The sequence below is a fragment of the Nostoc sp. genome, assembly GCF_036917275.1.
Lineage (GTDB): Bacteria > Cyanobacteriota > Cyanobacteriia > Cyanobacteriales > Nostocaceae > Nostoc.
Map to the genome: position 1 here is coordinate 1 of NZ_JBALDF010000022.1, position 23,499 is coordinate 23,499.

The 23,499-nt window shown below is 42.5% G+C and carries 20 protein-coding genes; 10 read left to right on the forward strand and 10 right to left on the reverse strand.

Translation table 11 applies throughout. The features are described from left to right. Window positions 1-277: 277 nt before the first annotated feature. On the forward strand, window positions 278-1,336 hold the full coding sequence (gene argC / locus V7K35_RS08000; RefSeq protein ID WP_335077830.1) for an N-acetyl-gamma-glutamyl-phosphate reductase: 1,059 nt from the start codon (window positions 278-280) through the stop codon (window positions 1,334-1,336). Window positions 1,337-1,389: 53 nt separating this feature from the next. Here argC and eno read toward each other — a convergent pair whose 3' ends face one another. Then, window positions 1,390-2,679 carry a phosphopyruvate hydratase gene (eno, locus tag V7K35_RS08005; protein ID WP_335077832.1) on the reverse strand — a complete coding sequence of 430 codons (1,290 nt, stop codon included), beginning with the start codon at window positions 2,677-2,679 and terminating at the stop codon, window positions 1,390-1,392. 265 nt (window positions 2,680-2,944) lie between these two features. Between eno and gloA the strand changes: the two genes are divergently transcribed. The 4 genes from gloA (at window position 2,945) to rpmB (ending at window position 9,461) form a co-directional block, all read left to right on the forward strand. Beyond that, window positions 2,945-3,379 (forward strand): lactoylglutathione lyase, encoded by a 435-nt coding sequence (gene gloA / locus V7K35_RS08010; protein WP_335077834.1) that lies wholly within the window; start codon window positions 2,945-2,947, stop codon window positions 3,377-3,379. A gap of 561 nt (window positions 3,380-3,940) precedes the next feature. Continuing rightward, the gene (gene clpB, locus V7K35_RS08015) at window positions 3,941-6,583 is read left to right on the forward strand and encodes an ATP-dependent chaperone ClpB (RefSeq protein ID WP_335077836.1); all 2,643 of its coding nucleotides are present in this window, start codon (window positions 3,941-3,943) and stop codon (window positions 6,581-6,583) included. Between the two features lie 506 nt (window positions 6,584-7,089). Beyond that, window positions 7,090-9,081 (forward strand): molecular chaperone HtpG, encoded by a 1,992-nt coding sequence (gene htpG / locus V7K35_RS08020; RefSeq protein ID WP_335077838.1) that lies wholly within the window; start codon window positions 7,090-7,092, stop codon window positions 9,079-9,081. A 143-nt stretch (window positions 9,082-9,224) separates the two neighbouring features. Then, on the forward strand, window positions 9,225-9,461 hold the full coding sequence (gene rpmB / locus V7K35_RS08025; RefSeq protein WP_273766461.1) for a 50S ribosomal protein L28: 237 nt from the start codon (window positions 9,225-9,227) through the stop codon (window positions 9,459-9,461). Between the two features lie 119 nt (window positions 9,462-9,580). On the opposite strand, the gene V7K35_RS08030 is transcribed toward rpmB, so the two are convergent. The 6 genes from V7K35_RS08030 to V7K35_RS08055 all read right to left on the reverse strand — a co-directional run bounded on the left by V7K35_RS08030 (window position 9,581) and on the right by V7K35_RS08055 (window position 16,866). After that, window positions 9,581-10,930 carry a deoxyguanosinetriphosphate triphosphohydrolase family protein gene (locus tag V7K35_RS08030; RefSeq protein ID WP_335077840.1) on the reverse strand — a complete coding sequence of 450 codons (1,350 nt, stop codon included), beginning with the start codon at window positions 10,928-10,930 and terminating at the stop codon, window positions 9,581-9,583. Between the two features lie 114 nt (window positions 10,931-11,044). Then, complete coding sequence (locus V7K35_RS08035; RefSeq protein ID WP_335077842.1) at window positions 11,045-11,707, reverse strand: hypothetical protein; 663 nt, start codon at window positions 11,705-11,707, stop codon at window positions 11,045-11,047. A gap of 398 nt (window positions 11,708-12,105) precedes the next feature. Beyond that, the gene (locus tag V7K35_RS08040; RefSeq protein ID WP_335077977.1) at window positions 12,106-12,753 is read right to left on the reverse strand and encodes a Uma2 family endonuclease; all 648 of its coding nucleotides are present in this window, start codon (window positions 12,751-12,753) and stop codon (window positions 12,106-12,108) included. Window positions 12,754-13,060: 307 nt separating this feature from the next. Then, entirely contained in the window at window positions 13,061-13,333 is a 273-nt protein-coding gene (locus V7K35_RS08045) for a hypothetical protein (RefSeq protein WP_335077844.1), read from the reverse strand. 384 nt (window positions 13,334-13,717) lie between these two features. Then, on the reverse strand, window positions 13,718-15,235 hold the full coding sequence (locus V7K35_RS08050; protein WP_335077846.1) for a M16 family metallopeptidase: 1,518 nt from the start codon (window positions 15,233-15,235) through the stop codon (window positions 13,718-13,720). A gap of 35 nt (window positions 15,236-15,270) precedes the next feature. Beyond that, a complete protein-coding gene (locus V7K35_RS08055) occupies window positions 15,271-16,866 on the reverse strand; it encodes a M16 family metallopeptidase (RefSeq protein ID WP_442939702.1) in 1,596 nt (531 codons plus the stop codon). 336 nt (window positions 16,867-17,202) lie between these two features. Here V7K35_RS08055 and V7K35_RS08060 point away from each other — a divergent pair, with 336 nt between their 5' ends. After that, window positions 17,203-17,817, forward strand: coding sequence for a TetR/AcrR family transcriptional regulator (locus V7K35_RS08060; RefSeq protein WP_335077848.1), 615 nt, complete (start codon window positions 17,203-17,205; stop codon window positions 17,815-17,817). A gap of 40 nt (window positions 17,818-17,857) precedes the next feature. On the opposite strand, the gene V7K35_RS08065 is transcribed toward V7K35_RS08060, so the two are convergent. Beyond that, the gene (locus tag V7K35_RS08065) at window positions 17,858-18,298 is read right to left on the reverse strand and encodes a DUF4332 domain-containing protein (RefSeq protein ID WP_334794679.1); all 441 of its coding nucleotides are present in this window, start codon (window positions 18,296-18,298) and stop codon (window positions 17,858-17,860) included. A gap of 719 nt (window positions 18,299-19,017) precedes the next feature. Between V7K35_RS08065 and V7K35_RS08070 the strand changes: the two genes are divergently transcribed. Further along, window positions 19,018-19,167 carry a hypothetical protein gene (locus V7K35_RS08070; RefSeq protein WP_335077850.1) on the forward strand — a complete coding sequence of 50 codons (150 nt, stop codon included), beginning with the start codon at window positions 19,018-19,020 and terminating at the stop codon, window positions 19,165-19,167. Between the two features lie 8 nt (window positions 19,168-19,175). On the opposite strand, the gene V7K35_RS08075 is transcribed toward V7K35_RS08070, so the two are convergent. Beyond that, window positions 19,176-19,976 carry a PhzF family phenazine biosynthesis protein gene (locus V7K35_RS08075; protein ID WP_335077852.1) on the reverse strand — a complete coding sequence of 267 codons (801 nt, stop codon included), beginning with the start codon at window positions 19,974-19,976 and terminating at the stop codon, window positions 19,176-19,178. A gap of 227 nt (window positions 19,977-20,203) precedes the next feature. Between V7K35_RS08075 and V7K35_RS08080 the strand changes: the two genes are divergently transcribed. From V7K35_RS08080 to V7K35_RS08090, 3 genes are all read left to right on the forward strand, one after another. Next, a complete protein-coding gene (locus V7K35_RS08080; protein ID WP_334794683.1) occupies window positions 20,204-20,437 on the forward strand; it encodes a hypothetical protein in 234 nt (77 codons plus the stop codon). A gap of 213 nt (window positions 20,438-20,650) precedes the next feature. After that, window positions 20,651-22,033, forward strand: a complete 1,383-nt coding sequence (locus V7K35_RS08085) for an aminopeptidase P family protein (RefSeq protein ID WP_335077854.1) — start codon at window positions 20,651-20,653, stop codon at window positions 22,031-22,033. A 154-nt stretch (window positions 22,034-22,187) separates the two neighbouring features. Beyond that, the gene (locus tag V7K35_RS08090) at window positions 22,188-22,673 is read left to right on the forward strand and encodes a hypothetical protein (RefSeq protein ID WP_335077856.1); all 486 of its coding nucleotides are present in this window, start codon (window positions 22,188-22,190) and stop codon (window positions 22,671-22,673) included. 195 nt (window positions 22,674-22,868) lie between these two features. Here V7K35_RS08090 and V7K35_RS08095 read toward each other — a convergent pair whose 3' ends face one another. Next, a complete protein-coding gene (locus V7K35_RS08095; RefSeq protein WP_335077858.1) occupies window positions 22,869-23,237 on the reverse strand; it encodes a hypothetical protein in 369 nt (122 codons plus the stop codon). Window positions 23,238-23,499 lie beyond the last annotated feature (262 nt).

Here is a 23,499-nt window from a genome sequence, read left to right on the forward strand (position 1 = left end):
AACCCAATGGGGTTATCTCTCAAATGTCACTCATCCCTGAATATTTATACTCATTTCGAGTGAACGAATCGCACCTCAGGTCTTAAGACACTGAGTTTCTCACTTTCCGAGTTATTTTATGATTTGATAACGTGGCAAAAATTTTCACGTCCTCTTCCCTGTTTGCGTCCGAAAAAAGTAGAGGGGTTTCAGATGTTTTGTCCGCTGTGAGTCTAGTCGCTGATATTGTTGATAGCTGAGAACGAATTAATCATTCATGGGATAAGGATTTCAGATCATGGGCAAATTTAGACGCGTACCCGTTGGGATTGTTGGCGCGTCGGGCTATGGCGGAGTACAGTTAGTACGACTACTGATGGATCATCCAGAAGTTGAACTGGTTTATTTAGGTGGTGAGAGCAGTATCGGGAAATGCTTTGGAGATATCTACCCGCATCTGGCTCATGCAGCTAACCTGCCAATAGAGGCAGTAGAACCAGAAATAATTGCTCACCGCTGTGAAGTAGTTTTCCTGTCTTTACCAAATGGTCTGGCTTGCCAAATCGCGCCTAAACTATTAGAAAAAGGATGTAAAGTACTGGATTTGAGTGCAGACTATCGGTTCAGTGATTTGGCAACTTATACAAGTTGGTATGGGACACAGAGAAACGATCGCTCAACTGCTGCTACAGCGGTTTATGGATTACCAGAACTGTATCGCGATCGCATTGCTGAAGCTCAACTCGTTGGTTGTCCTGGTTCCTATCCCACTGCTAGTCTCCTTGCACTTTCGCCACTCTTAAAGCAAGGTTTAATCGTCCCAGAAACAGCTATTATTGATGCCAAGTCCGGCACATCTAGCAGTGGACGGCAAGCTCAAACCAACTTATTACTAGCTGAGGCGGATAACTCCATAACAGCTTTCAATATCGGCCGTCACCGTCATACCCCAGAAATTGAGCAAATTTGCAGTGATTTAGCTGGTCACGAACTCATGATCCAATTTACACCCCACCTTATCCCAATGGTGCGCGGTATTTTGGCAACGGTATATGCCACACTGCGCGATCCTGGTCTAGTGCGAGATGACTTAATCACAATTTTCTCAGCCTTCTACCGCAACTCTCCTTGGGTGAGAATCTGCGGTAGCGGCGTTTACCCCCAAACGAAGTGGGCAAACGGCAGCAATCTTTGTTACATCGGTGTGGAAGTTGACCCGCGTACAGGTCACGTGATTGTCATGTCAGCAATTGACAATCTAATTAAAGGACAGGCGGGGCAAGCGATTCAGTGTCTAAACCTGATGATGGGCTGGGATGAAACCTTGGGGTTACCCAAGTTGGGGTTTTATCCTTAATTGGGCATGGGGCATTGGGAAGAATTCTTGCCCCAGTCCCCAGTCCCCAGTCCCTACTTCGGTCCTAACCCCACAGCACCAGCATAAACGGCGCGATCACCTAGTTGATCTTCAATTCGCAGCAAGCGATTATATTTTGCTACGCGTTCGCTGCGACAGAGGGAACCTGTTTTGATTTGACCGGCACGGGTTGCTACGGCTAAATCAGCGATCGTTGTGTCTTCTGTTTCACCAGAACGATGGCTAATTACTGAACGAATACCGTTGCGAGTTGCCAAATCAATTGTTTCCAAGGTTTCGGTGAGAGAACCAATTTGATTGAGTTTAATCAAAATTGCATTAGCAGCTTTTTCCTGGATGCCTCTTTGCAAGCGTGTGGCGTTGGTAACAAACAAATCATCTCCTACCAACTGCACCCGCGAACCTAACTTCTGGGTGAGTAATTGCCAATTTTGCCAGTCTTCTTCGTGCAAGCCATCCTCAATTGACACAATTGGATATTGATCAACCAATTGTCCTAAATAATCAATAAACTCAGCCGGGGCATGAGGTTTACCATCGTAAACATATTGACCATTCTTATAAAATTCGCTAGCTGCCACATCCAATGCCAAAGCTACTTCTTCCCCTGGCTTATAACCAGCTTTCTTAATGGCAGCAACCAGCAATTCCAAAGCCACCTGATTGGATTCTAGGTTAGGGGCAAAGCCGCCTTCATCGCCTACACCAGTCAGCAAACCCTTTTCATCCAACACCTGACTGAGGGTAGCAAACACCTCTGCACCCCAGCGCAACGCTTCCCGGAAGGAAGTTGCCCCAATTGGGACAATCATAAACTCTTGAAAATCCACGTTATTTGAGGCGTGTGCGCCACCGTTAATCACGTTCATCAACGGCACTGGGAGCAAATTCGCTAAAGGGCCACCCAAATAGCGATATAGAGGAATTTCTAGAGACTCAGCACCAGCTTTGGCTGCTGCCAAGGAAACCCCCAAAATCGCATTAGCCCCCAAATTCGATTTGTTAGCAGAACCATCTATAGCGATCATTGTGCGGTCTAGCAATTCTTGGTTGAGAGCATCCAAGCCCAATAATTGAGGTGCAAGTGCTTCTTTGACGTTTTGTACTGCCTTGAGTACGCCTTTGCCCCCGTAACGGCTTTTATCGCCATCACGCAGTTCGTGAGCCTCAAAAGTGCCAGTAGAGGCACCACTCGGAACCTGCGCCAGTCCGACAACACCGTTGGCTAAATGCACCTCGGCTTCAATTGTCGGTCTACCCCGTGAATCGAGAATTTCACGAGATGCGATCGCCTCAATGGCAGTATCTAGAATGTTACTCATCTGTACTTTATCCTTTATTCAAGTCTGTTACGCACACAGTCCAGTTGCCTAACCCAATCGCTAGCATAGGCGTTTAAGAGACTTTATTGGCTGAGATTAAAGAAGATTTCCATTATATGAATCGGGAACAATGCCAAAAATGGGTAAAGTCACATTTATCTTGTCCTTTACCTTTTAATTCTTTCCCTGATGGCATTTTTACTTTAGACTTTCAGCTAGGTAAAATATTGGCAGAGAACACTAAATCAATTACAGAGAAAAGCTCATGCGATTACTACACACAATGCTGCGGGTGGGCAACCTCGAAAAGTCCTTAAAGTTCTACTGTGAAGTTCTGGGAATGAAATTACTGCGCCGAAAAGACTATCCAGGGGGAGAATTTACCTTGGCTTTTGTTGGGTATGGTGAGGAAAGTGACAACACGGTGATAGAACTAACCTACAACTGGGGGGTGGAAAAATACGAATTGGGTAATGCTTATGGTCACATTGCCCTTGGTGTTGATGATATTTACGCTACGTGTGAGGAAATCCGCAATCAAGCCGGTAAAGTCGTGCGCGAACCAGGGCCAATGAAACATGGTTCGACAGTAATTGCTTTTGTGGAAGATCCAGATGGGTATAAAATTGAATTGATTCAACTGGGAACTCAAGGGTCAGCAGTCAAACAGGAATCACAAGAGCAACTTGTGAGTCAGTAATTCTTATAATTAAGAATATAGGTGATGGATCTAAGCTTCAGTAGTGCTGAATCTTGAGTGCGGAGGAAAACCCTGTCTAAGGCAATAAAGGGATAAGAAAATCCACACCGATGTCTTAAAAACTTGAGCTAGATACGGAGAAACTAGTTTTTCCGCACACTGGCGTCTCGCACTCCTGTTACCCAGACGCGCGAGACTTTTCGCTTTTTGCCTGCCATTTTTAGGCGGGCTAGGGGATCTCCTCTGCGTAAATCCTATTAGTATTATCTCCATACTGTCGTGATGAGCAGCACTAATAGTAACGCCGAATAGCCCGTCGTCAACATTGCTCCAATAGTACCATTTGGCAAAGTCCGCTCAGAACATTGTTTTCGTTTTAAATTAGAAAATAGGTAATAGAGTGAACTATCACCAAATAACCAATCCTAAATTGCCACCGGAGATACACGCGGATATACGCTGAGAATGTCTGGATAATTAGTGACTAAGGAAGAGTTTTTCCAATCCTCAATCCCCAATACCCAATCCTAAACTAAAAATCAAAATTCCAAAATTCTAAAGATGCAACCTACAGATCCGAATAAATTTACTGATAAAGCCTGGGAAGCGATTGTTAAATCTCAGGATATAGTCCGTGCTTATCAACAACAGCAATTAGATGTTGAACATTTAATTCTTGCCCTGTTAGAAGAACCCACTAGTCTAGCAATACGTATCCTGGCTCGATCTGAGGTCGATCCAATCCGCTTGCAACAGCAGCTAGAAGCCTTTACCCAACGTCAACCCAAAGTTGGTAAAAGTGATCAGCTTTACCTTAGCCGCAATTTAGATGTTTTACTAGACCGAGCCGAGGAAGCTAGAACCAGGATGAAAGACTCCTACGTTTCTGTGGAACACATCCTCTTGGCATTTGCTGAAGACGATCGCATTGGACGAAAGATACTCAAAGGCTTTAGTGCGGATACAGAAAAACTAGAAGCTACCATCAAAACTATTCGCGGTAGCCAAAAAGTGACAGATCAAACCCCAGAATCCCGCTATGAAGCCTTACAAAAATTTGGCAGAGATTTGACAGAACAGGCAAAATCTGGAAAACTTGACCCAGTAATTGGGCGGGATGACGAAATTCGGCGGGTAATTCAAGTTTTGTCTCGTCGGAGCAAAAATAACCCGGTATTAATTGGTGAACCTGGGGTAGGTAAAACTGCGATCGCCGAAGCTTTGGCACAACGGATGGTAAACGGTGACGTTCCCGAATCTCTGAAAAACCGCAAACTCATTTCTTTAGATATCGGTAGTTTGATTGCTGGGGCCAAATTGCGAGGAGAATTTGAAGAACGCTTGAAAGCAGTCCTCAAGGAAGTTACAGAATCTAACGGTGACATCGTACTGTTTATTGACGAATTGCATACTGTAGTCGGTGCCGGTTCCACCCAACAAGGGGCAATGGATGCCGGAAATCTGCTCAAACCAATGCTGGCGCGGGGAGAACTGCGTTGTATTGGCGCGACTACCCTCGACGAGTTCCGCAAACACATTGAGAAAGACGCTGCCCTAGAACGCCGCTTTCAGCAAGTTTTTGTGGATCAGCCAAGTGTGGAAAATACTATTTCCATTCTCCGGGGATTGAAAGAACGCTATGAAGTGCATCACAACGTCAAAATTTCTGATTCGGCTTTGGTAGCAGCAGCAACTCTATCAGCACGTTACATTAGCGATCGCTTTTTGCCAGATAAAGCCATTGATTTAGTGGATGAGGCAGCAGCACAGTTGAAAATGGAAATTACCTCCAAACCAGCAGAATTGGAAACCATTGATCGCCGCCTCATGCAGTTAGAAATGGAAAAGCTGTCATTAGCTGGCGAAGAAAAGGGTACTCCCCAAACTAAAGAACGTTTGCTGCGAATTGAGCAAGAAATCGCCAGTTTAACCGGAAAACAGAAAATATTTAATGAGCAATGGCAAGGTGAAAAGCAGATATTGGAGGCGATAAGCGCCTTAAAGAAAGAAGAAGATGCGCTGCGAGTGCAAATTGAACAGGCGGAACGTGCTTATGATCTAAATAAAGCTGCCCAACTGAAATATGGCAAATTGGAGGGAGTACAGCACGATCGCGAAGCCAAAGAAGCGAGCCTTTTAGAAATTCAAAACCAAGGTTCCACGTTGCTGCCAGAGCAAGTCACTGAAGCCGATATTGCCGAAATTGTCGCTAAATGGACAGGAATTCCCGTCAATCGCCTGTTGGAATCGGAACGGCAAAAATTACTCCAACTAGAAAGTCATTTACATCAACGAGTCATTGGGCAAGAAGAGGCTGTAGAAGCAGTAGCAGCAGCCATTCGCCGTGCCCGTGCAGGGATGAAAGACCCCTCTCGTCCCATTGGATCATTTTTGTTTATGGGCCCCACAGGTGTGGGTAAAACCGAACTCGCCCGCGCTTTAGCTCAGTTTCTCTTTGATTCTGATGACGCATTGGTGCGCTTAGATATGTCTGAGTATATGGAAAAACACTCAGTTTCTCGCCTTGTGGGAGCGCCTCCAGGATACGTAGGATATGAAGAAGGCGGTCAACTTTCCGAGGCGGTTCGCCGCCGTCCCTACTCAGTGGTGCTATTGGATGAAGTGGAAAAGGCGCATCCCGATGTGTTCAATATTTTATTGCAAGTGCTAGATGATGGGAGAATTACTGACTCTCAGGGGAGGACAGTAGATTTTCGCAACAGCGTTATTGTCATGACCAGTAACATTGGTAGTGAACATATCTTGGATGTAGCTGGTGATGATTCCAAATATGAAAAAATGCGCGTCAGGGTAATGGAAGCTTTGCGATCGCATTTCCGCCCGGAATTTCTCAACCGCGTTGATGATATTATTCTCTTCCATACCTTAAATCGCACGGAAATGCGGCATATCATCCGCATTCAACTCAAACGGGTAGAAAATCTCCTCCGAGAGCAAAAAATCTTCTTTGAGATATCCCAATCTGCTTGTGATCACCTTGTCGAATCAGGCTATGACCCAGTTTACGGTGCCCGTCCACTGAAACGGGCAATTCAGCGAGAAATAGAAAATCCTTTGGCCACCAAGTTATTGGAAAATACTTTTATCTCTGGAGACACGATTATGATTGACAAAAATGAAAACGGTCTGTCTTTTAGTAAAAAAGTGCCAGTGAAGGTGTCAGTACCACAGATTGCTACGTAGTCTGATAAGGTGATTATAAATGGCAGCTACGCAGATAAAACCCACCTCCGTGGGTTTATTTTTCTTATTTTCTACGAGACATTGTGCGATCGCAGAAGCGCTAATGTTAAATAGGACTTACGCAAAAATTACCAAAAAGCTTAATTTATCGAACCGCCAAGACGCCAAGAGCGCCGAGAATTCGTAGAGTGTGCGTAAGTCCTATTAAAGACATTAAATCAGTGTCTAATACCAGTTTAATTTTTACAGCTTGGTTGGAGAATGCGGGCTAATAGACCTGCGGTGAAAATCGGGAGTAGGGAAATCCGAATCAGAAAATGGGGGCAAACAATCCTCAAAAAAGGAGCGTAGGCGCAGCCCGTCGTAGACATCGCCTAAGTTATGGTTTTAAAATCCTAATTGCTTGATACCTTTCTGTGTTCTCCGGGTTTATCCTGGAAAACAGAGGGTTAGGCTGTATTAGCCACTATCATCATTTCAGATACTAACGTCGAAGATTACCAATTATGCTAGAACAAGGCACTATCAGTATCCATACTGAGAATATTTTCCCGATCATTAAGAAGTCGCTTTACTCAGATCATCAAATCTTCTTGCGGGAACTGGTATCCAACGCCGTAGACGCCATCCAAAAGCTGAAAATGGTATCCCGCGCTGGAGATTACGCTGGAGAAATTGGCGAACCAGAAATTGAAATTGCCATTGACAAAAATAACAAAACCCTATCCATCTCCGATAACGGTATCGGGATGACCGCAGAAGAAGTTAAGAAATATATCAATCAGGTTGCCTTCTCTAGTGCTGAAGAATTTATTCATAAGTATGAAGGCAAATCAGATCAACCGATTATTGGTCACTTCGGTCTTGGCTTCTACTCCTCATTCATGGTGGCGCAAAAGGTAGAAATTGATACTCTATCCTACCGAGAAGAGGCACAGGCAGTTCACTGGACTTGTGATGGTTCCCCAGCATTCACCTTAGAAGAGTCGCCCCGGACAACTCGCGGCACTACTATAACTCTCAGCCTGCAAGGAGAAGAAGAGGAATTTCTAGAAGAAGCACGAATTAAGAATCTTGTCAAGACCTACTGCGATTTCTTGCCAGTACCGATAAAACTAGAAGGTGAAGTACTAAATAAGCAAATAGCACCGTGGCGAGAGTCTCCGAGTAATCTCAGTCAAGAAGAATATTTAGAGTTTTACCGCTACCTGTATCCTTTTCAAGAAGAACCGCTGTTATGGGTACATCTAAATACTGACTATCCGTTTATCATCAACGGGATTCTGTATTTTCCCAAAATGAGGCCGGATGTAGATGTTACTAAAGGGCAGATCAAGCTATTTAGTAATCAAGTTTTTGTTAGCGACAACTGCGAAGAAATTATTCCGCAATTTCTAACTCCAATGCGGGGTGTGATTGATAGCAGCGATATTCCTCTGAACGTATCGCGCAGCGCTTTGCAAGGCGATCGCACCGTGCGACGAATTGGTGATTACATTGCCAAGAAAGTAGGCGATCGCCTCAAAGAACTTTTCCGCGATAACCGTGAACAATACATTAGCGCCTGGAAGGATCTTGGTACTTTTGTAAAATTCGGCGTTCTCAACGACGAGAAATTCAAAAAACAAATTGAAGATATTATCGTCTTTCGCACCACCGCCAAGCTGACAGAAAAGCCTGCTGCTGAAACTCCAGTAGTCGAAGTCCAGTCTTCAGACGGAGATGCTTGGCAAGATGTCACTCCTCCTTCAGCCAGTCCTGATTTTTCAGAACCCAGCGCTCCCTATACTACGCTCAAAGAGTATCTAGAACGTAACAAAGAAAGTCACGAAAACCGGGTTTTCTACAGCACCGATGCAGCAACCCAAGCTACCTATATAGAACTACACAAAAATCAAGGCTTGGAAGTCCTGTTTATGGACTCCTTCATCGACACCCACTTTATCAACTTCCTAGAGCGGGAATATCAGGATGTCAAATTTACGCGGGTAGACTCAGATTTAGATAATACCCTGCTAGAACAAGACAAAGCTACGGAAATTGTTGATCCCAAGACGAACAAAACCCGGAGTGAGAGCATCAAAGAGTTATTTGAGAAATCCCTCAACAAACCCAAACTCAACATCCGCACCGAAGCTTTGAAATCAGACGATCCTCAAGGGACACCACCTGCGATCGTGCTTTTACCAGAAATTCTCCGCCGGATGCGAGAAATGAACGCCATGATGCAGCAGCAGACAGTAGATTTTCCTGAAGATCACGTTTTGCTCGTGAATACTGCTCACCCGTTGATTCAAAATCTGGTAAATCTTAACCAAGGTAGTATTATTCAAGGTGATGGTCAATCGCCTACAGATCAGTTAGTAAACTTGATTTGTCAACATGTCTACGATTTAGCGCTGATGTCTCAGAAAGGATTTGACGCTGAGGGGATGAAATCTTTTGTCGAGCGATCGAATGAGGTACTCACCAAGCTGACGGAGCAAGCTAGTAAATAGTGCTGAGTTTGGAGAGAGGCGATTAATCGCGTCTATATTTCTCCCCCTGTCCCCCATCTCCCCTCTCCTTCCTTTCCTACTTCTGTTGCCTAAGACCTAAAATGGAAAGGCTGTATTAAAATAACAATCTGGAGATACTTGCTATGTCCCGTCGCTGTGAACTAACTGGTAAGAAGGCAAATAACGCCTTTGCTGTTTCTCACTCCCACCGCCGTACTAAACGCCTTCAGCACGCCAATCTGCAAAGCAAGCGTGTTTGGTGGGCAGGCGGAAATCGCTGGGTAAAATTAAAGCTGTCTACTAAAGCAATCAAAACCCTAGATATTAAAGGGTTAGAAGCAATGGCAAAAGAAGCTGGTATTAACTTGAATCATTACTAAGTAACATGGATTTATAACCTGAGACTTTCGTAAGGTCGAATACAGGTGATTTGTTGGGGCGTACAGCTAACTGTGCGCCCTACTGCTTAATATCAAAATCTAGAAGGATAAACATTTAACTAGACTATATAGTCCATTACAGATCCATGATCTATACCTGTAAATCTACGGAACATCAGAATTGCTTCCATTTCACTAAAACTGGCAACTATATCAACTGCTATTCTTACTTTTTGATGTTTCTGGTCTCCCGTTGTTAATAATCTTTCCAAAGAGCCATGTTGTAAGAAATGAGCAGGTATCAAATTAACTTGATTAGTTTCAACTGCTTCCTTATAAACATCAAACAGTGTTTTGATAATTTTTCTTTGACCATATTGTTGAGTCGCAAGTCGTGGATTAAGGATCACATATTTCCATACGATTCGTTGTAGGAACTTTAGCTCTATTTCTATTTTTATTGGACGCTCTAGATAACCGTGTTCACCATAATCTTCTTTTAAGCTAACAGATTGAACATAGTTCTGAATTAAATTAGAACTAACGCTTTTTATATATGCAATTTGTTCAATAGAACCAGGATTATCTCCTTTCTTATTACTATATAAATTGAGTAGGTTTTTTAAACTAATTTTCTGTTTTGATTCATTAATTTGCTCTTTCAATTTGTTGTCTGATATGGTTTTTACCCAGTCATTTAAAAACTTCTCAAACTCATCTTCATTATTGATAATAGTTTCTAAAGGAATTAATCCAGCAAAATAAAAATCTTCTAGGTCATGAACACTATAGGTTACGTCATCAGCAAAATCCATTATACTGGCTTCAAGACTTTGTTGATAATTTTGCAACCCAGTTGCTGAAACTTCCCTCACAAACTCAAATGCTTTTCGATCTTGATCATAGATTGAGTATTTTTTTGATCTCTTTTTTGACTGAGTATTCCCATTATCTCTCTCACAAAACCAAGGATATTTTAAAGTTGCATTTAAAGTTGCTCTAGTTAAATCAAGCCCAGGATATTGAGGGCGGTGAGGTTCAAGCAAGGTTAATATCCTAAAAGTTTGTGCATTTCCTTCAAATCCATCAGATAGTCCATGACTCCTTGCAAGTTGATCAAGTTCTTTTTCAGCAATATGTCCAAAAGGTGGATGACCTAAATCATGTGCTATTGCAGCTGCTTCAACTACATCAGGATCAAGACCACCATATTTATTGATCAGGTTTGAATTTGAATTATTTAGTTCCTGTAACCTTTCTGCAAGTCGCCTTGCAACCTGTGCAACTTTTAACGAATGGGTTAAACGGTTATGAAAAACATTGCCCTCACTTGCACTTACAACTTGAGTTACTTGTGCAAGTCTTCGGAAATATGCAGAGTAGATTAGACGGTCTCGATCTATTTGAAAAGCTCGTCTTTGATCACCTTGCTTACCTGAGTTATACTGACGAATTTCTCTATAATTCATTTTCTGATTTTTTATACATTTACTACTTAATGTAGCAATTTATATATAAAAGGCAATGATTATCAGACGACCTTCAGCTGCAATATGATATTGGGCTGCCTACTGTGTAACTACTTAAACTGGCTGAGACACTTCCCAAAGTTGAAAGAATAATCGTAAGAAACAGTCATAGAACTCACCACCACGACGATGTTTGATTATGCGAGAATCTTTACCATGTGTATGTGCTGAGTATGGAGTGAAGTAAACAACTCGATCAGTGATTATGATTCTACCAATGTGAGGATAGTTAAAAAGTCTAAGTTCAATTTCTCCATTGCTTATATAGTTTTCTAGATACTTAATTGTCATCTCGATTTGATTGTGAAGTACCCCCCTTCCAAATGCAGGGTCGAAAGTAGCTAACTCTTTTTCCCGTTGCATTATCCAATCAGTACCAGCCGCGTTAGGTAAAGGTAACATTACTTTAAACTCAGACAATTTTCCACGTGGCTTGCGATGCAACACTTTACTGAATAACCCTCGTTGAATATCATTCCCTCGACCTGTTATCAAGTACACGAATGAAGCCTTTTCAAGTTCTCTTGTAATGTCTTCGTCAGCTTCCACTTTTGATCGAAATACATACTCAATATCAATATCAAGTAGCCGTCCTAAAACTCCAGTGAGCAACCATCTTATGTACCGCGAAACCAAACCACCAAGGACAATTAGGATGATGCTGCCTACAATAGATGCCAATACGCCATTAATAAGAAAATTAGCTATAGTTTCCACAAACTCTTAATTACCTCTAATTCATTAGTATTAATTGTCCACCGACAACCTAGAAATACTGTCCTCAACTGTAACCTAGCAGCCTAACTAATTAGTATATACAAAACTTTCCTATATCTACGTTATTTGGGATGATATCAAGGATTTATCCGTATATCAGTAAGGGATATTCAGAATTTTTTTGAATAACATTCTTCTCAGGGTATTTTGCAGTATGTTTCTATATATCATTTACTTTGTCGTGAAGCTGCCACGCTTCAAAAATAAAATATTTTGTGATCCACACCTGCAAAGTCTGGGTTGAGACTGATGGTGTCATTCATAAAAAATACCATCAATCTCCTAACTTACCTGCGGAATGTGGGTTTTAATGCTGATGGTAGCAAGAAACAAATAAGTCATTGCTGTTGGATCTGCTTTTGTAGCCAAAGACGAAAAGCTTTGAGTGTTGCATTTCTGCCTGCTGTTGTACTTTGCTCCAAATTTTGGGGAATCGTTTCAATTAGTGGGAATAGAGGAAAATTTAGGCTTTGCAAAGACTCTATATAATGCCCATCTCGTAGAACATTAATTTGCAAATTTCCTTTATTAAAACGCCAAAGCTCAGGTACTTTTAAAGCTTCATAAATATTAGGATGAGTGCGAGAAGTAATATCAATTTCTAGAGCTAAATCTGGAGGGGGGTCTACTGTTAAATCTAGTCGCTTCTTCGGGCGAATCTTAGATTCATTTTTTATATAAAAACACTGGTCAGATTCTATACCTTGAGCCATTGCTTGATTTTTGAAAGTGGTAGAACCAAGGCTGATGAACTCAGTATTTAGCTTTTCCAAAAGCGCTTTGACTAAATCGCCAATAATTTCTTTGTCATATTCATGTTCTGGCAGTGGTGCCATAATCTCCAGTATTCCCCTGTCATAAGCAATTCGTGCAGCACGATGTTCCCCTAAATCTTCTAGAATTGTTTCCAATTCCTGCCAGGTTACATCTCGCAGTAGCACTCTTTGTCCTGGTGGAACATGAATGCGCTTTAATTCCAACAACATCATCTCCACTCCCAGTAGCTCAAACCTAAATTTAGCTTACTCCAGTTGACTAATGCGCTACGACAATTTTTGCTGCTTCATCATTAAAATTGTTGGATGGTTGTACACACAGCAGCTTGTCGTCGGACATCAGCTGCTTAAAAAACCTCTTAGAGAAGTGTATACGGGAGCGCAGGGGCGATCGCTCCTACATAAATAAGTGTAGTTTAAAGAAAAACCTCTGGAGTTCCCAGAGGTTTTGGTTCCTGATTTAGTTTCTACTTGTTACTCCACCTTGTCCTCAGTCATTTCCCGATAATGAAGGAAATTATTTTATTTGAGTAGTTAGGGACTTCCAAGCAATTTCCTTACCAGAAAAAGCCTTGAGTGAACCCTGAAAATTACCATCAATGCTGCTGTAACTATTTAAATCATTTGTAAAATGTGCTGGATTTAGCTGAAAATGATTCTCTAGCTTTTGTCGCAATTGGTTTGTAATAGTCCATAACTGCTCAAATACAGATGTATTATCTGAGTTGAGTTTTTGGTAAATCATTGTTTTTTTACTGCGACATTGAGCATGAATAATAAAAACATTCATGATTGCTTCTTAATTTTAAGAACAAAGCAATCTAAGAGGATGTTTTAAAAGTCCATAATGATGTAGAAAATATTTTTTACCCCTCCCTAACCCTCCCCTTATAAAGGGGAGGGAACCGGATTTTTCTTGTTTCCCCCCAATACATCGGGGGGATTAAGGGGGGTAAGGATGTACTTCATTTAGATGCAAAATGCTGTATTAGAAAAAATCGTGTGAACCCTTGGTAGATAAAAGCTCTAGAATTCAGAAATGGCAAATCTTTTCGGAGAGTGACAGAACAGGGTTAGAGCCTAGTAAGGATGCTCAAGTAAGGAAACACTATCAAATTCATCATCGGCATTCGCTATCTAAAAGCAGGCTGAATTTCTGGCTCGCAATTTTTGATTAATTCTTCGCCTGCGATCGCAAACCAGGAATCGTTACATCTATTGGTGTCACCTGTGCTGCTAGCTGCGTCAATGGCGGTTGAATGGCGGTTTGATTCCCCACGACTAGAGTTACAATCCTTTCTGGCTTGAGGTATTCTCGTGCTACCCGTTGCACATCAGCGACGGTGGTGGCGGCGACGGCCTTTTGATAGCGAAAGAGAAAATCAGCCGGATAGCCGTAATATTCGTATCGCATCAACCGTGATAAGGTTTGGCTGGGGTCTTGAAAGTTGAATACAAAAGAGTTGAGTGTAGACTCTTTGGCAAAAGCCAGTTCTTTTGCTGTTACTCTTTGAGTTTGGATGCGCTTGATTTCAGCTTGTAAAGCTTTGACAAACTGCACAGTAGCATCCGATCGCGTTTGTCCACCAGCAATAAATATGCCAGGATAGTCGTAGCGGGGACTCCACTGGCCATAGACAGAGTAAGCTAAACCTTGACGCGATCGCACTTCATTAAATAAGCGTCCACCAAACCCATTTAACACCCCATTTAATACATCCAGCGCCGCATAATCGGGATTGTCGAACCGTCCGCCTAAATGCCCGATAAGCACACTACTTTGTGTTAGTTGTGGCTGATTTACAAAAAATACTCCACCTGTATTAGCTGGCGAAACCTTTGGTAATTTGGGTTTAGCAATACCTGGGTTGCGGTTCCAGTCGCCAAACTTAGCTTGAACGAGCGATCGCATTTTCTTCGCCTCAAAATCCCCCACAATCCCTAAAATCATATTATTGGGGTGGAAATATTGCTGATAGAACTTGAGCAAATCCTCACGGGAAACCTGATCTACCGTTGCATACTCTATCGTGCGAGCATAGGGACTATCTTTCCCATAGATCAATTTCTTAAATTCTCGACTAGCAATACTATCTGGATCGTCATTGCGACGAGCAATGCCACCCTTAGCTTGTGTCTTAGCTAAGTCTAGCTTTTCTTGAGCAAATACTGGCGATCGCACCACCTCGGCAAATAGCCCAAACACTGTTTCTAAATCTTCACTGAGTGCGTCAAAGCTAGCACTACCAGAAGCTTCAGCTATACCAACTTCTACAGATGCCGCCCGTTGTTCCAATATCTCGTTGAGTTCATCAGCCGAATGCTTCTTAGTTCCCCCAGTTCGCATTACTGCGCCTGTAAAACCAGCTAAACCGACTTTTTCCAGTGGTTCTAAGCGATTACCTGTCCGCACAAACGCCGTCCCATTCACCAACGGTAACTCGTGATCCTCCATTAAATAGACAACCAAGCCGTTTTGGAGAACAAACCGCTCATACTTGGGTAACTTAATCTCAGGTAGGGGTGGCAACTGCAACTCACTATAATGCTTTGCTTGTGCCGTCGCCGCTAGAGAAAAATTACAAGTTAAAAGTAAACACGCAAAAACTGCAACCAAAGCATAAATAAACCCCTTGCCATTTTGAATCTTGAACACCATCCGCTTTTTACCCTTCACCTTGTACCTCTGCATATCTCTCTACCTTTGCGTTCTTTGCAGTTCGTTTTTCATCCTTCTTTCGACAACAACTTACCAATCGAGCGATTTTCAGCTGTAAACGTCTGTTTCGCCACCCGTTGAATATCAGCCGTTTTTACCGCTGCAATATCATCCAACTGCTTAAACAAATTCCGCCAAGAGCCAGTTTTCACCTCATATTCCAACAATTGTTGAGCCATCCCCATATTTGAATCGAGGGTACGTAACAAACCCGCTCGTGCTTGGGTTTTCACCCGTTCTAAATCAGCCGCTTCTACAGGCTCAGTTTTTAATTTGTCAATTTCTTGACGCAAAGCTACCGCCAACTCATCAACTGTATGACCAGGAGCTGTGAGAGCATAGAAAAATATTAGGTTTGGGTACTTATCTCCAGGAAATCCACTGTAACCTTGAGCATTTAGCGCCAAACGCTGCTTTTCTACCAAAGACTTATACAACCGCGATGTGCGCCCATCACTTAATAAACTGCCAATGATTTCATAGACTGCATTATCTGGATGGGTAATTGCCGGACGATGATAACCTTCTAAATACCAAGGTTGAGAAGGTAGTTGTAAAGTAACTTCCCGTGTTTGTTGTTGTGGCGGTTCCGTCGGGATTTGTTCAACAGCTTTGGTTTTTGCTTGATAGCGGCCAAAATAAGTTTGCGCCAGTTTTTTCACCTCAGCCGGTTTAACATCTCCGACAATAGCGATCGCTAAATTACTTGGTACGTAGTGAGTATCAAAAAAATTTTGGACATCTTCTGGTGTTAGATTGCGGATATCTTCGTCGTAACCAATCACTGGACGCCTGTAGGGATGAACTTTATAAGCAGTATCAATAAACTTTTCCACCATCAGTCCAATGGGTGAGTTCTCCACCCGCATCCGGCGTTCTTCTAAAATTACATCTTTCTCTTTATAAAACTCACGACGAATTACAGGATCAAGAAATCGCTCCGACTCCAGCGACATCCAAAGCTCCAACTTATTGGCAGGAAAACTGTAAAAATAACGGGTGGCTTCAGTAGAAGTATTGGCATTTAAACCCACGCCTCCCGCTTGTTCCACAATTTGCCCCAGTTCGTTTTGCTTGACTAGTTTACCTGCTTGTGATTCTAGTTGCTTAAACTCAGTTTCTAACCGAGCAACTTCATCTTTTTTGCCATCGGCTTTCGCTGTTTTAATTTGAGTATCTAACTGCTGCAAGCGCTCTAGTAACGGTTTTTCTGCTTTGTAGTCTTGTGTGCCAATGCGCGTTGTCCCTTTGAAGGCCAAATGCTCAAGAAAATGAGCTACGCCAGTTTTACCATCTGACTCATCCACACCACCGACATTGGCATAAGTAAGAAAGGAAACCACGGGCGCTTGATGTCGTTCCAAGACAATGAATTTTAAACCATTGTCGAGGCGAAACTCCGTTAACTGCTTAATCACTCGATCCAGATAAGGTTGGATCGAACTTTGAACTGGCGGGGTTTGAGTTTTGACTGTTTGAGGAAGTACCGTTTGAGTTTGAGCTAGAGCAATTTCTGGCAGTAATCCGCACCAAAGGACGATCAAAGTCAACAAAGTAACAAACAACCGCCGCAATCTGACAAATACTTTATCTAACCAATCCAAAATCGTTCGATGGTTCCTGAGCGTACCTCTACGGGGAAGCAAGCTACGCGTAGCGTCTCGTAGAGAAGTCGTTCGCGTAGCGTCCCGCAGGGAAGTCCTTAATCTGTTTTGGAAAGTTCTAATCGCCGGGAACCAGCGCTCAGACTTTCCGCAAAATCTTAAAATTGACCGACTGATCTGGTTCATAAGCAAAAATTAAAATAAAGTTACACTACCTAAGAAACAGGATACTTAGCAAAAGGACATTAATCTTGTATTAAGCTTTCACTAGCTTTTTAACTTGATGTTAGACAATAATGCTACAAATCGTGTTCCGCAAATTTCACCATAACTGTTATGCGAGTTTTTAATTCTTCCCCACCCTCAGAGACTCAGACGCGCACCCGGATTTTACAGGCAGCACAACGATTGTTCGCCGCTCAAGGATTTGACGGCACTACTACTCGTGATTTAGCACAGGCGGCAGGTGTAGCTGAAGGCACTCTATTTCGGCATTTTCCCAATAAGAAGGCAATTTTGGTGGAAGTAGCTACGAGTGGCTGGGTAGAGATTCTTACAGATTTGCTGACAGAATTGAGTGAAATGGGCAGCTATAAAGCCGTAGCTCAAGTGATGCGTCGCCGGATGTGGAACTTCCAAAAAAATGCTGATTTGATGCGTGTTTGTTTTATGGAGGTGCAGTTTCACCCCGATTTGCGCGATCGCATCCAATTAGAAGTTATTACTAAAATGACCGATGTGGGTGAAGCGTTCTTTCAAACAGCGATGGACAAAGGCATTTATCGTCAAATGGATGCCAAGCTGGTTGCTAAAGTTTTCTTGGGAATGTTTGCGATCGCAGGTTTTTCTAACAACACCCTTATAGAACCTGACGCTTCCCCCCAACAAATGCAGCAAATGGCTGAAGGACTCGCTGATATCTTCCTTAATGGAGTCTTAGCCAAAGAGTGAAGAATTATAAATTATGAATTATGAATTTTACTTCTTATTCCTAACTAATGATTGCTTTGGCTTGCTGACTCCACTGTTGTACTAGCTCAATCGCTGGACACAAATCTCGTCGCTGCATTGTTGCTACTTGCAAACGCATAATTTGTTGGTGCAATCTATGAGTGGGAGTCTGAGCCAACTGTGCTACAGAACCGATACCTGCATGAAGCAATAAACCACAATATTGGACGCCTACACTGGGAATACGCGCCAAGTCAGCTAAAGCCATCCATTTATTTACATACTGAAGATGAATCTGTAGTTTATTTGCTAACGCCAGCCGTGCCTCAAGAGTCTTGCCTTGTTTGACTAGCGCTACTGTGCTAGTAATCCCACAATTTTGTAGTTGAGATTGTTCTTCGTGGCTCAGTCCGGGTAATTGCTCGATTGGCCAGTCACAAGATGTGAGCAGATTTCGACTATTTGTATTTTTAGCAGACATTTTTAAAACTAAATATAGACTTCTTTTAATATTCTGACAAATGAAAAAACTTCATCACATATATAGCAATCTTAAATCAAAAGCGTAGAAACAAGATCCCCGACTTCTCTAAGAAGTCGGGGATCTGAGCCTTTCAATTTTGGCATTGTTTTGCTGCTACCCTGCGGGAATGTTTCATGAACATACATCTAAATGCAATCTCCTGCAATGCGATTGTATTGACTGACAATGCGATTGTATTGACTGACAATGCGATTGTATCGAATAACAATGCGATTGTATCGAATAACAATGCGATTGTATCGACTGACAATGCGATTGTATTGACTAACAATGCGATTGTATCGATTAACAATGCGATTGTATCGACTAACAATGCGATTGTATCGAATAACAATGCGATTGTATCGACTAACAATAACATTTCACCATGTTAGTTTATTAATAGGACTTACGCACACTCTACGAATTCTCGGCGCTCTTGGCACGGCAGTTGCTTCAAGTCGGCAGAGCCGCCCAACGCACTGCCTCGTCTTGGCGGTTCGATAAATTAAGCGAAGTTGGCAATTTTTGCGTAAGTCCTAATTAAAATGAAGCGGTAATGAACTTATAGCAACAGCCAAGGTGGTTACGACATTAACAGATGATAAAACTTAGACACAAAAAAGCTTTTCACCCAGTCCCCAGTCCCTTGCTATATCTCGCATAACATTTACGGTTTGTCCGGCGAGAAAGACGCGATCGCCTCGTCCCCTAACGTTAAGATGGGTGTAAAAGATTTCAAATCTAGCTCGTTGATAGTGGAATGTCCTTATCCCATTGCCCAAGTTATCGATGCTGAGTTTTTGCCGGATACGATTGATTTGTAATATTAGGTTTATGCAGTAATTAACTCACCTCGCATAACAGTTACAGCTTGTCCGGCGAGAAAGACGCGATCGCCTCCTGTATAGCGTACTTTCACTACCCCACCGCGACTCGATGCTTGATAAGCCAATAACTCATCTTTGTGCAAGCGATCGCGCCAAAAGGGAGCGAGACAACAATGAGCAGCCCCAGTAACGGGGTCTTCATTAATACCTACTCCTGGTGCGAAGAAGCGAGAGACGAAATCATAATTTAAATCTGAAGAAGCAATGCTGGTGACTATGACATCAGAAACAGGCAACGTTTTTAGTAATTGAAAATTAGGCTGTATTTGCTGCACCAAGTCTTCCGATTCCAATTCCACTAAATAACCTAGTGAATTCTGCAAGGCAGATTTGTATGGTACACCCAAAGCCTTGCTCAGTTCTGGAGGAGCGATCGTTTCTTGTGAGTGATTCACAGGAAAATTTAACTCAATCCACTCACCTTGCAACTTTGCAATCAGCACTCCACTTTTGGTGTAGAAACGCGCAGCTTCATTCGGTGACAAATGTCCCTCTGACCAAAGTACATGGGCGCTAGCTAAGGTTGCATGACCACAAAGCGGTACTTCCACCGTCGGCGTAAACCAACGCAGATTGAAGCCATCATCCTGTCTAACTAGAAAAGCCGTCTCAGATAAATTCATCTCCTGCGCTACGTTCTGCATCCAGCGTTCGTCTTGGGGAGTAGGCAAAACACAGACAGCAGCAGGATTACCTGCGAAAGGTATATTCGTGAAAGCATCAACCTGAGTAATGATTTGTCTCATTAGAGTCGCTTTAAAAGTTAGACAGCATTATATTTCTCAGGAGTGCGTTGAAGATTTATGCCGACCGTTACGATTATTCTCAGACGGCTAATCGTTCGTAGGTTAGCACAGCCGTGTTAAAGCGCGTGTTACATCCAAATGAGAACCCCCATATACAGTACCTTATAAATTAGGAATACAATCTCCAAAAACTGGGGTCAATGTTCAAGCAAAACGAAAACATGAGGATGAAAATCTTCAGAAGCATCTTTGCAGCTGTCAACTTAGCGCTAATTTCTGGAGGATTAGTTAGTTGTGTTGTTGAGGTACCGCGGCCATCTGCTCCAACTGAGCAACAAAAACCAGTCCTACAACCTACCCAACAGCCTAACCAGACTAACCAGAAGGACAAAAATGGCGACGACAAACATCGCGATCGCAAGAATGATAAAGACGATGACGATAAAGAAGATAACGACTAATTGAAGAAGAATTCAGAAGTCAGAATTCAGGGGTCAGCAATATTTCAGTGGGGATCTGAATCCCCCACTGAAATATTGACCACTAAATCAGAGATTTAGTGGGGGTTTTAAACCCGTTTATTCATCCGCTCTTATCGTACAGAAAACATTTCTGAATTCTGACTCCTGAATTCTGTTTGATAAAGACAAAACTATAACCTTGAGTTTCCATTTATGCTTATCCAACAAACTTCTACTTCCCTCGTGGATACTTTACGTCTCCGACGCCAACAACTAGCCAACCTCATTGATTTTCCAGTAATTCTGTGGTCAGGTAGTAACAGTCCGCGCAACTTTGCCGCAAATCTTCTTCCGTTTCGCGCTAGCAGTCATTTCCTCTATTTTGCCGGACTGCCATTATCAAAGGCGGCAATTCGTCTAGAAGCGGGTAGGCTAGAACTATTCATTGACGATCCATCACCCAGCAGCGCCCTTTGGCATGGAGAAACGCCAACACGCGAGGAAATAGCCCAGAAGATTGGCGCGGATGTGGCAAGACCAATGGCAGAATTAGAATCTTTGGTAGAAGATGCCGCCACAGTTGCTGTACAAGATGCAGCTACTTGGACGCAACAATCGCAGCTATTAAATAGATGGGTGTTACCACAAAGTCCTCCCCAAGGAATTGATTTAGAGTTAGCTAAGGCGATCGTTTCTATCCGCCTTACTCACGATGATGCTGCATTAACCCAGTTGCGAAAAGCGGCGGCTGTCACTATAGAGGCGCACAAAGCTGGGATGGCAGCAACACCAAAAGCGAAGCTAGAAGCAGAAGTTCGGGCAGCGATGGAAGGGGTAATTATTGCCCACAACATGACCACCTCATACAACAGTATTGTTACAGTTCACGGTGAAGTTTTGCATAACGAACACTATCACCACCCTCTACAACCAGGTGACTTATTGCTTGCCGATGTTGGCGCTGAAACTGAGATGGGTTGGGCAGGTGATGTCACTCGCACTTGGCCAGTTTCTGGTAAATTTTCATCGACCCAGAGAGATATTTATAATGTCGTATTAGCAGCCCATGATGCTTGCATTGCCAAAATACACCCTGGTGTAGAGTATGAAGATATTCATTTGCTAGCTGCCACAGTTATCGCTGAAGGTTTAGTAGAGTTAGGCATTTTACAAGGAAATCCCCAAGATTTAGTAGAAATGGATGCCCATGCCCTGTTTTTCCCTCATGGAGTCGGTCATCTACTGGGTTTAGATGTCCATGATATGGAAGATTTGGGCGATTTAGCAGGGTATGAAGAGGAACGGGAAAGGAGCGATCGCTTTGGCTTAAGCTACCTGCGTTTAAATCGTCCTTTGCGTCCAGGAATGTTAGTCACAATTGAACCTGGTTTTTATCAAGTACCAGCAATTTTAAATGATGCTAATGTTCGCTTAAAATATCAGAATGTAGTGAATTGGCAACGTTTATCTGAATTTGCCGATGTCCGCGGAATCCGCATCGAAGATGATGTATTAGTCACTGAGGTAAGTAGCGAAGTTTTAACAGCCGCATTACCAAATAGTGCCAGTGATGTGGAAGATTTAGTGAGTTGTTAAAAAATATCGGCGTTGCTGATTAGATTAGAGACGTTGCAATGCAACGTCTCTACAAGAGTTTTGAAATCACTTGAATCTGTGCATCATGCCTTGCTAATTCATACTAATAAGATATAGTATTTGACCTCGTGATATCTAAAATAATTCCAAATTCATGATCAAAAACCCCATAGGATTACTACTCAACGGAGTTATTGTCAGTTTAGGACTATTGCCATTATTAGCTCAAGCACAACAGCCGATTTCTGATACCCAAGTTGCGGCGATGGTAGAGGCGTTGCGACAGGCTGCACCGCAAACAAAAAATCCCAACGATGGACTTTACAGCGAATGGCAAGTTAAACCAGAAACCCTCAAAGGCTGGTCAAAAACTTGTCTCAAACGAGAATTAACACCGACGCAGTTTGAAAACAGCCCTGCGATCGCTCGTCAAGTTGTATCCTGTATTACGCGCCGTGAGTTAAGCAATCAATTTCGTGCTACCAACAATAATGAAATTACATCTGTGCGTGGCGCAGCTTGTTGGTGGATGACTGGTAGTTATACAGGCTGTGACAAAGGTTTCACTGCTGAGTATGTGCAAAAAGTTGTCCGCTTTTATAAACAACAGCTCTCAAAACCAGGAGCAACTCAATCATAAAAGGGCGATTACAACAGTTTTCAAATCGATAAGCCATGCGTAAAGCTCTCTTTTACAGGACTTACGCAAAAAAATCATGATAAAACGTAGACGCAAAGCGGCTTGCCGCAGGCTACCGCAAAGGACGCAAAGGAATAAGAGTTTCAGAGAGTTATTACGTGAGTCCTGTTTTAGAAAAAGAGTGGCTTTATCCAGTCAAAGAGAAAGGCTTTCCCAGTAATTTAATGCCCATTCAAATGAACGCTTGTCAAACCTTTTACCAATTTGATATATCTCTTCCCAAGAATATACTTTTTTTGAAACCCTTTCCTGTGTAGCTGCTAAGTTGGAGATTATTATGTAGTATTTGCCTTGTCCATGAACCTGCTGCTTGACTGTATCTACTACTCTACCTGCTGGTCTAAAAGTCATTTGAACATCATCAACTGCTGGTTCCTTTTTGAGCATTACTGCGGGATGACCTTCTAAGCATATACAGTCTCCTTCATCTTCAGGGTCTTGTTTATCCTTAAAAATAGACCACTGATGCCCAAAGTCGCACATATATGCTCTATATTCTTTCATATATTTTTGCTCTCCTGCGCTTTCTCAACTATTCACACTAAAATCCTTAATTTATCTGTAGTGCTGGCATTTTTCCCTTTGAAAAATCAAAATTTACACCCAAAGGACGGTTTACTACTTCAATAAAGGTAGGTATCTGGTTGCTACAGTCGCGGTGAAAAATACTAAGCTGGTAGATAGCACGTTTAAACTTTAGCGGAAATTCCAAATCGCATTCATCGGCGGTTCAAACTTCCTCATTGACGAACTACCTGTAATTACA

Excerpts from the sequence above, each read along its gene's own strand:
- V7K35_RS08090 (WP_335077856.1), top strand. The coding sequence starts at position 22,188 with ATGATCAAAAACCCCATAGGATTACTACTCAACGGAGTTATTGTCAGT.
- V7K35_RS08060 (WP_335077848.1), top strand. The coding sequence starts at position 17,203 with ATGCGAGTTTTTAATTCTTCCCCACCCTCAGAGACTCAGACGCGCACC.
- V7K35_RS08080 (WP_334794683.1), top strand. The coding sequence starts at position 20,204 with ATGAAAATCTTCAGAAGCATCTTTGCAGCTGTCAACTTAGCGCTAATT.
- V7K35_RS08040 (WP_335077977.1), bottom strand. The coding sequence starts at position 12,753 with ATGTTGTTGGAATTAAAGCGCATTCATGTTCCACCAGGACAAAGAGTG.
- V7K35_RS08075 (WP_335077852.1), bottom strand. The coding sequence starts at position 19,976 with ATGAGACAAATCATTACTCAGGTTGATGCTTTCACGAATATACCTTTC.
- V7K35_RS08085 (WP_335077854.1), top strand. The coding sequence starts at position 20,651 with ATGCTTATCCAACAAACTTCTACTTCCCTCGTGGATACTTTACGTCTC.
- V7K35_RS08045 (WP_335077844.1), bottom strand. The coding sequence starts at position 13,333 with ATGAATGTTTTTATTATTCATGCTCAATGTCGCAGTAAAAAAACAATG.
- htpG (WP_335077838.1), top strand. The coding sequence starts at position 7,090 with ATGCTAGAACAAGGCACTATCAGTATCCATACTGAGAATATTTTCCCG.
- rpmB (WP_273766461.1), top strand. The coding sequence starts at position 9,225 with ATGTCCCGTCGCTGTGAACTAACTGGTAAGAAGGCAAATAACGCCTTT.
- V7K35_RS08030 (WP_335077840.1), bottom strand. The coding sequence starts at position 10,930 with ATGAATTATAGAGAAATTCGTCAGTATAACTCAGGTAAGCAAGGTGAT.
- V7K35_RS08095 (WP_335077858.1), bottom strand. The coding sequence starts at position 23,237 with ATGAAAGAATATAGAGCATATATGTGCGACTTTGGGCATCAGTGGTCT.
- clpB (WP_335077836.1), top strand. The coding sequence starts at position 3,941 with ATGCAACCTACAGATCCGAATAAATTTACTGATAAAGCCTGGGAAGCG.
- eno (WP_335077832.1), bottom strand. The coding sequence starts at position 2,679 with ATGAGTAACATTCTAGATACTGCCATTGAGGCGATCGCATCTCGTGAA.
- V7K35_RS08050 (WP_335077846.1), bottom strand. The coding sequence starts at position 15,235 with ATGCAGAGGTACAAGGTGAAGGGTAAAAAGCGGATGGTGTTCAAGATT.
- gloA (WP_335077834.1), top strand. The coding sequence starts at position 2,945 with ATGCGATTACTACACACAATGCTGCGGGTGGGCAACCTCGAAAAGTCC.
- argC (WP_335077830.1), top strand. The coding sequence starts at position 278 with ATGGGCAAATTTAGACGCGTACCCGTTGGGATTGTTGGCGCGTCGGGC.
- V7K35_RS08065 (WP_334794679.1), bottom strand. The coding sequence starts at position 18,298 with ATGTCTGCTAAAAATACAAATAGTCGAAATCTGCTCACATCTTGTGAC.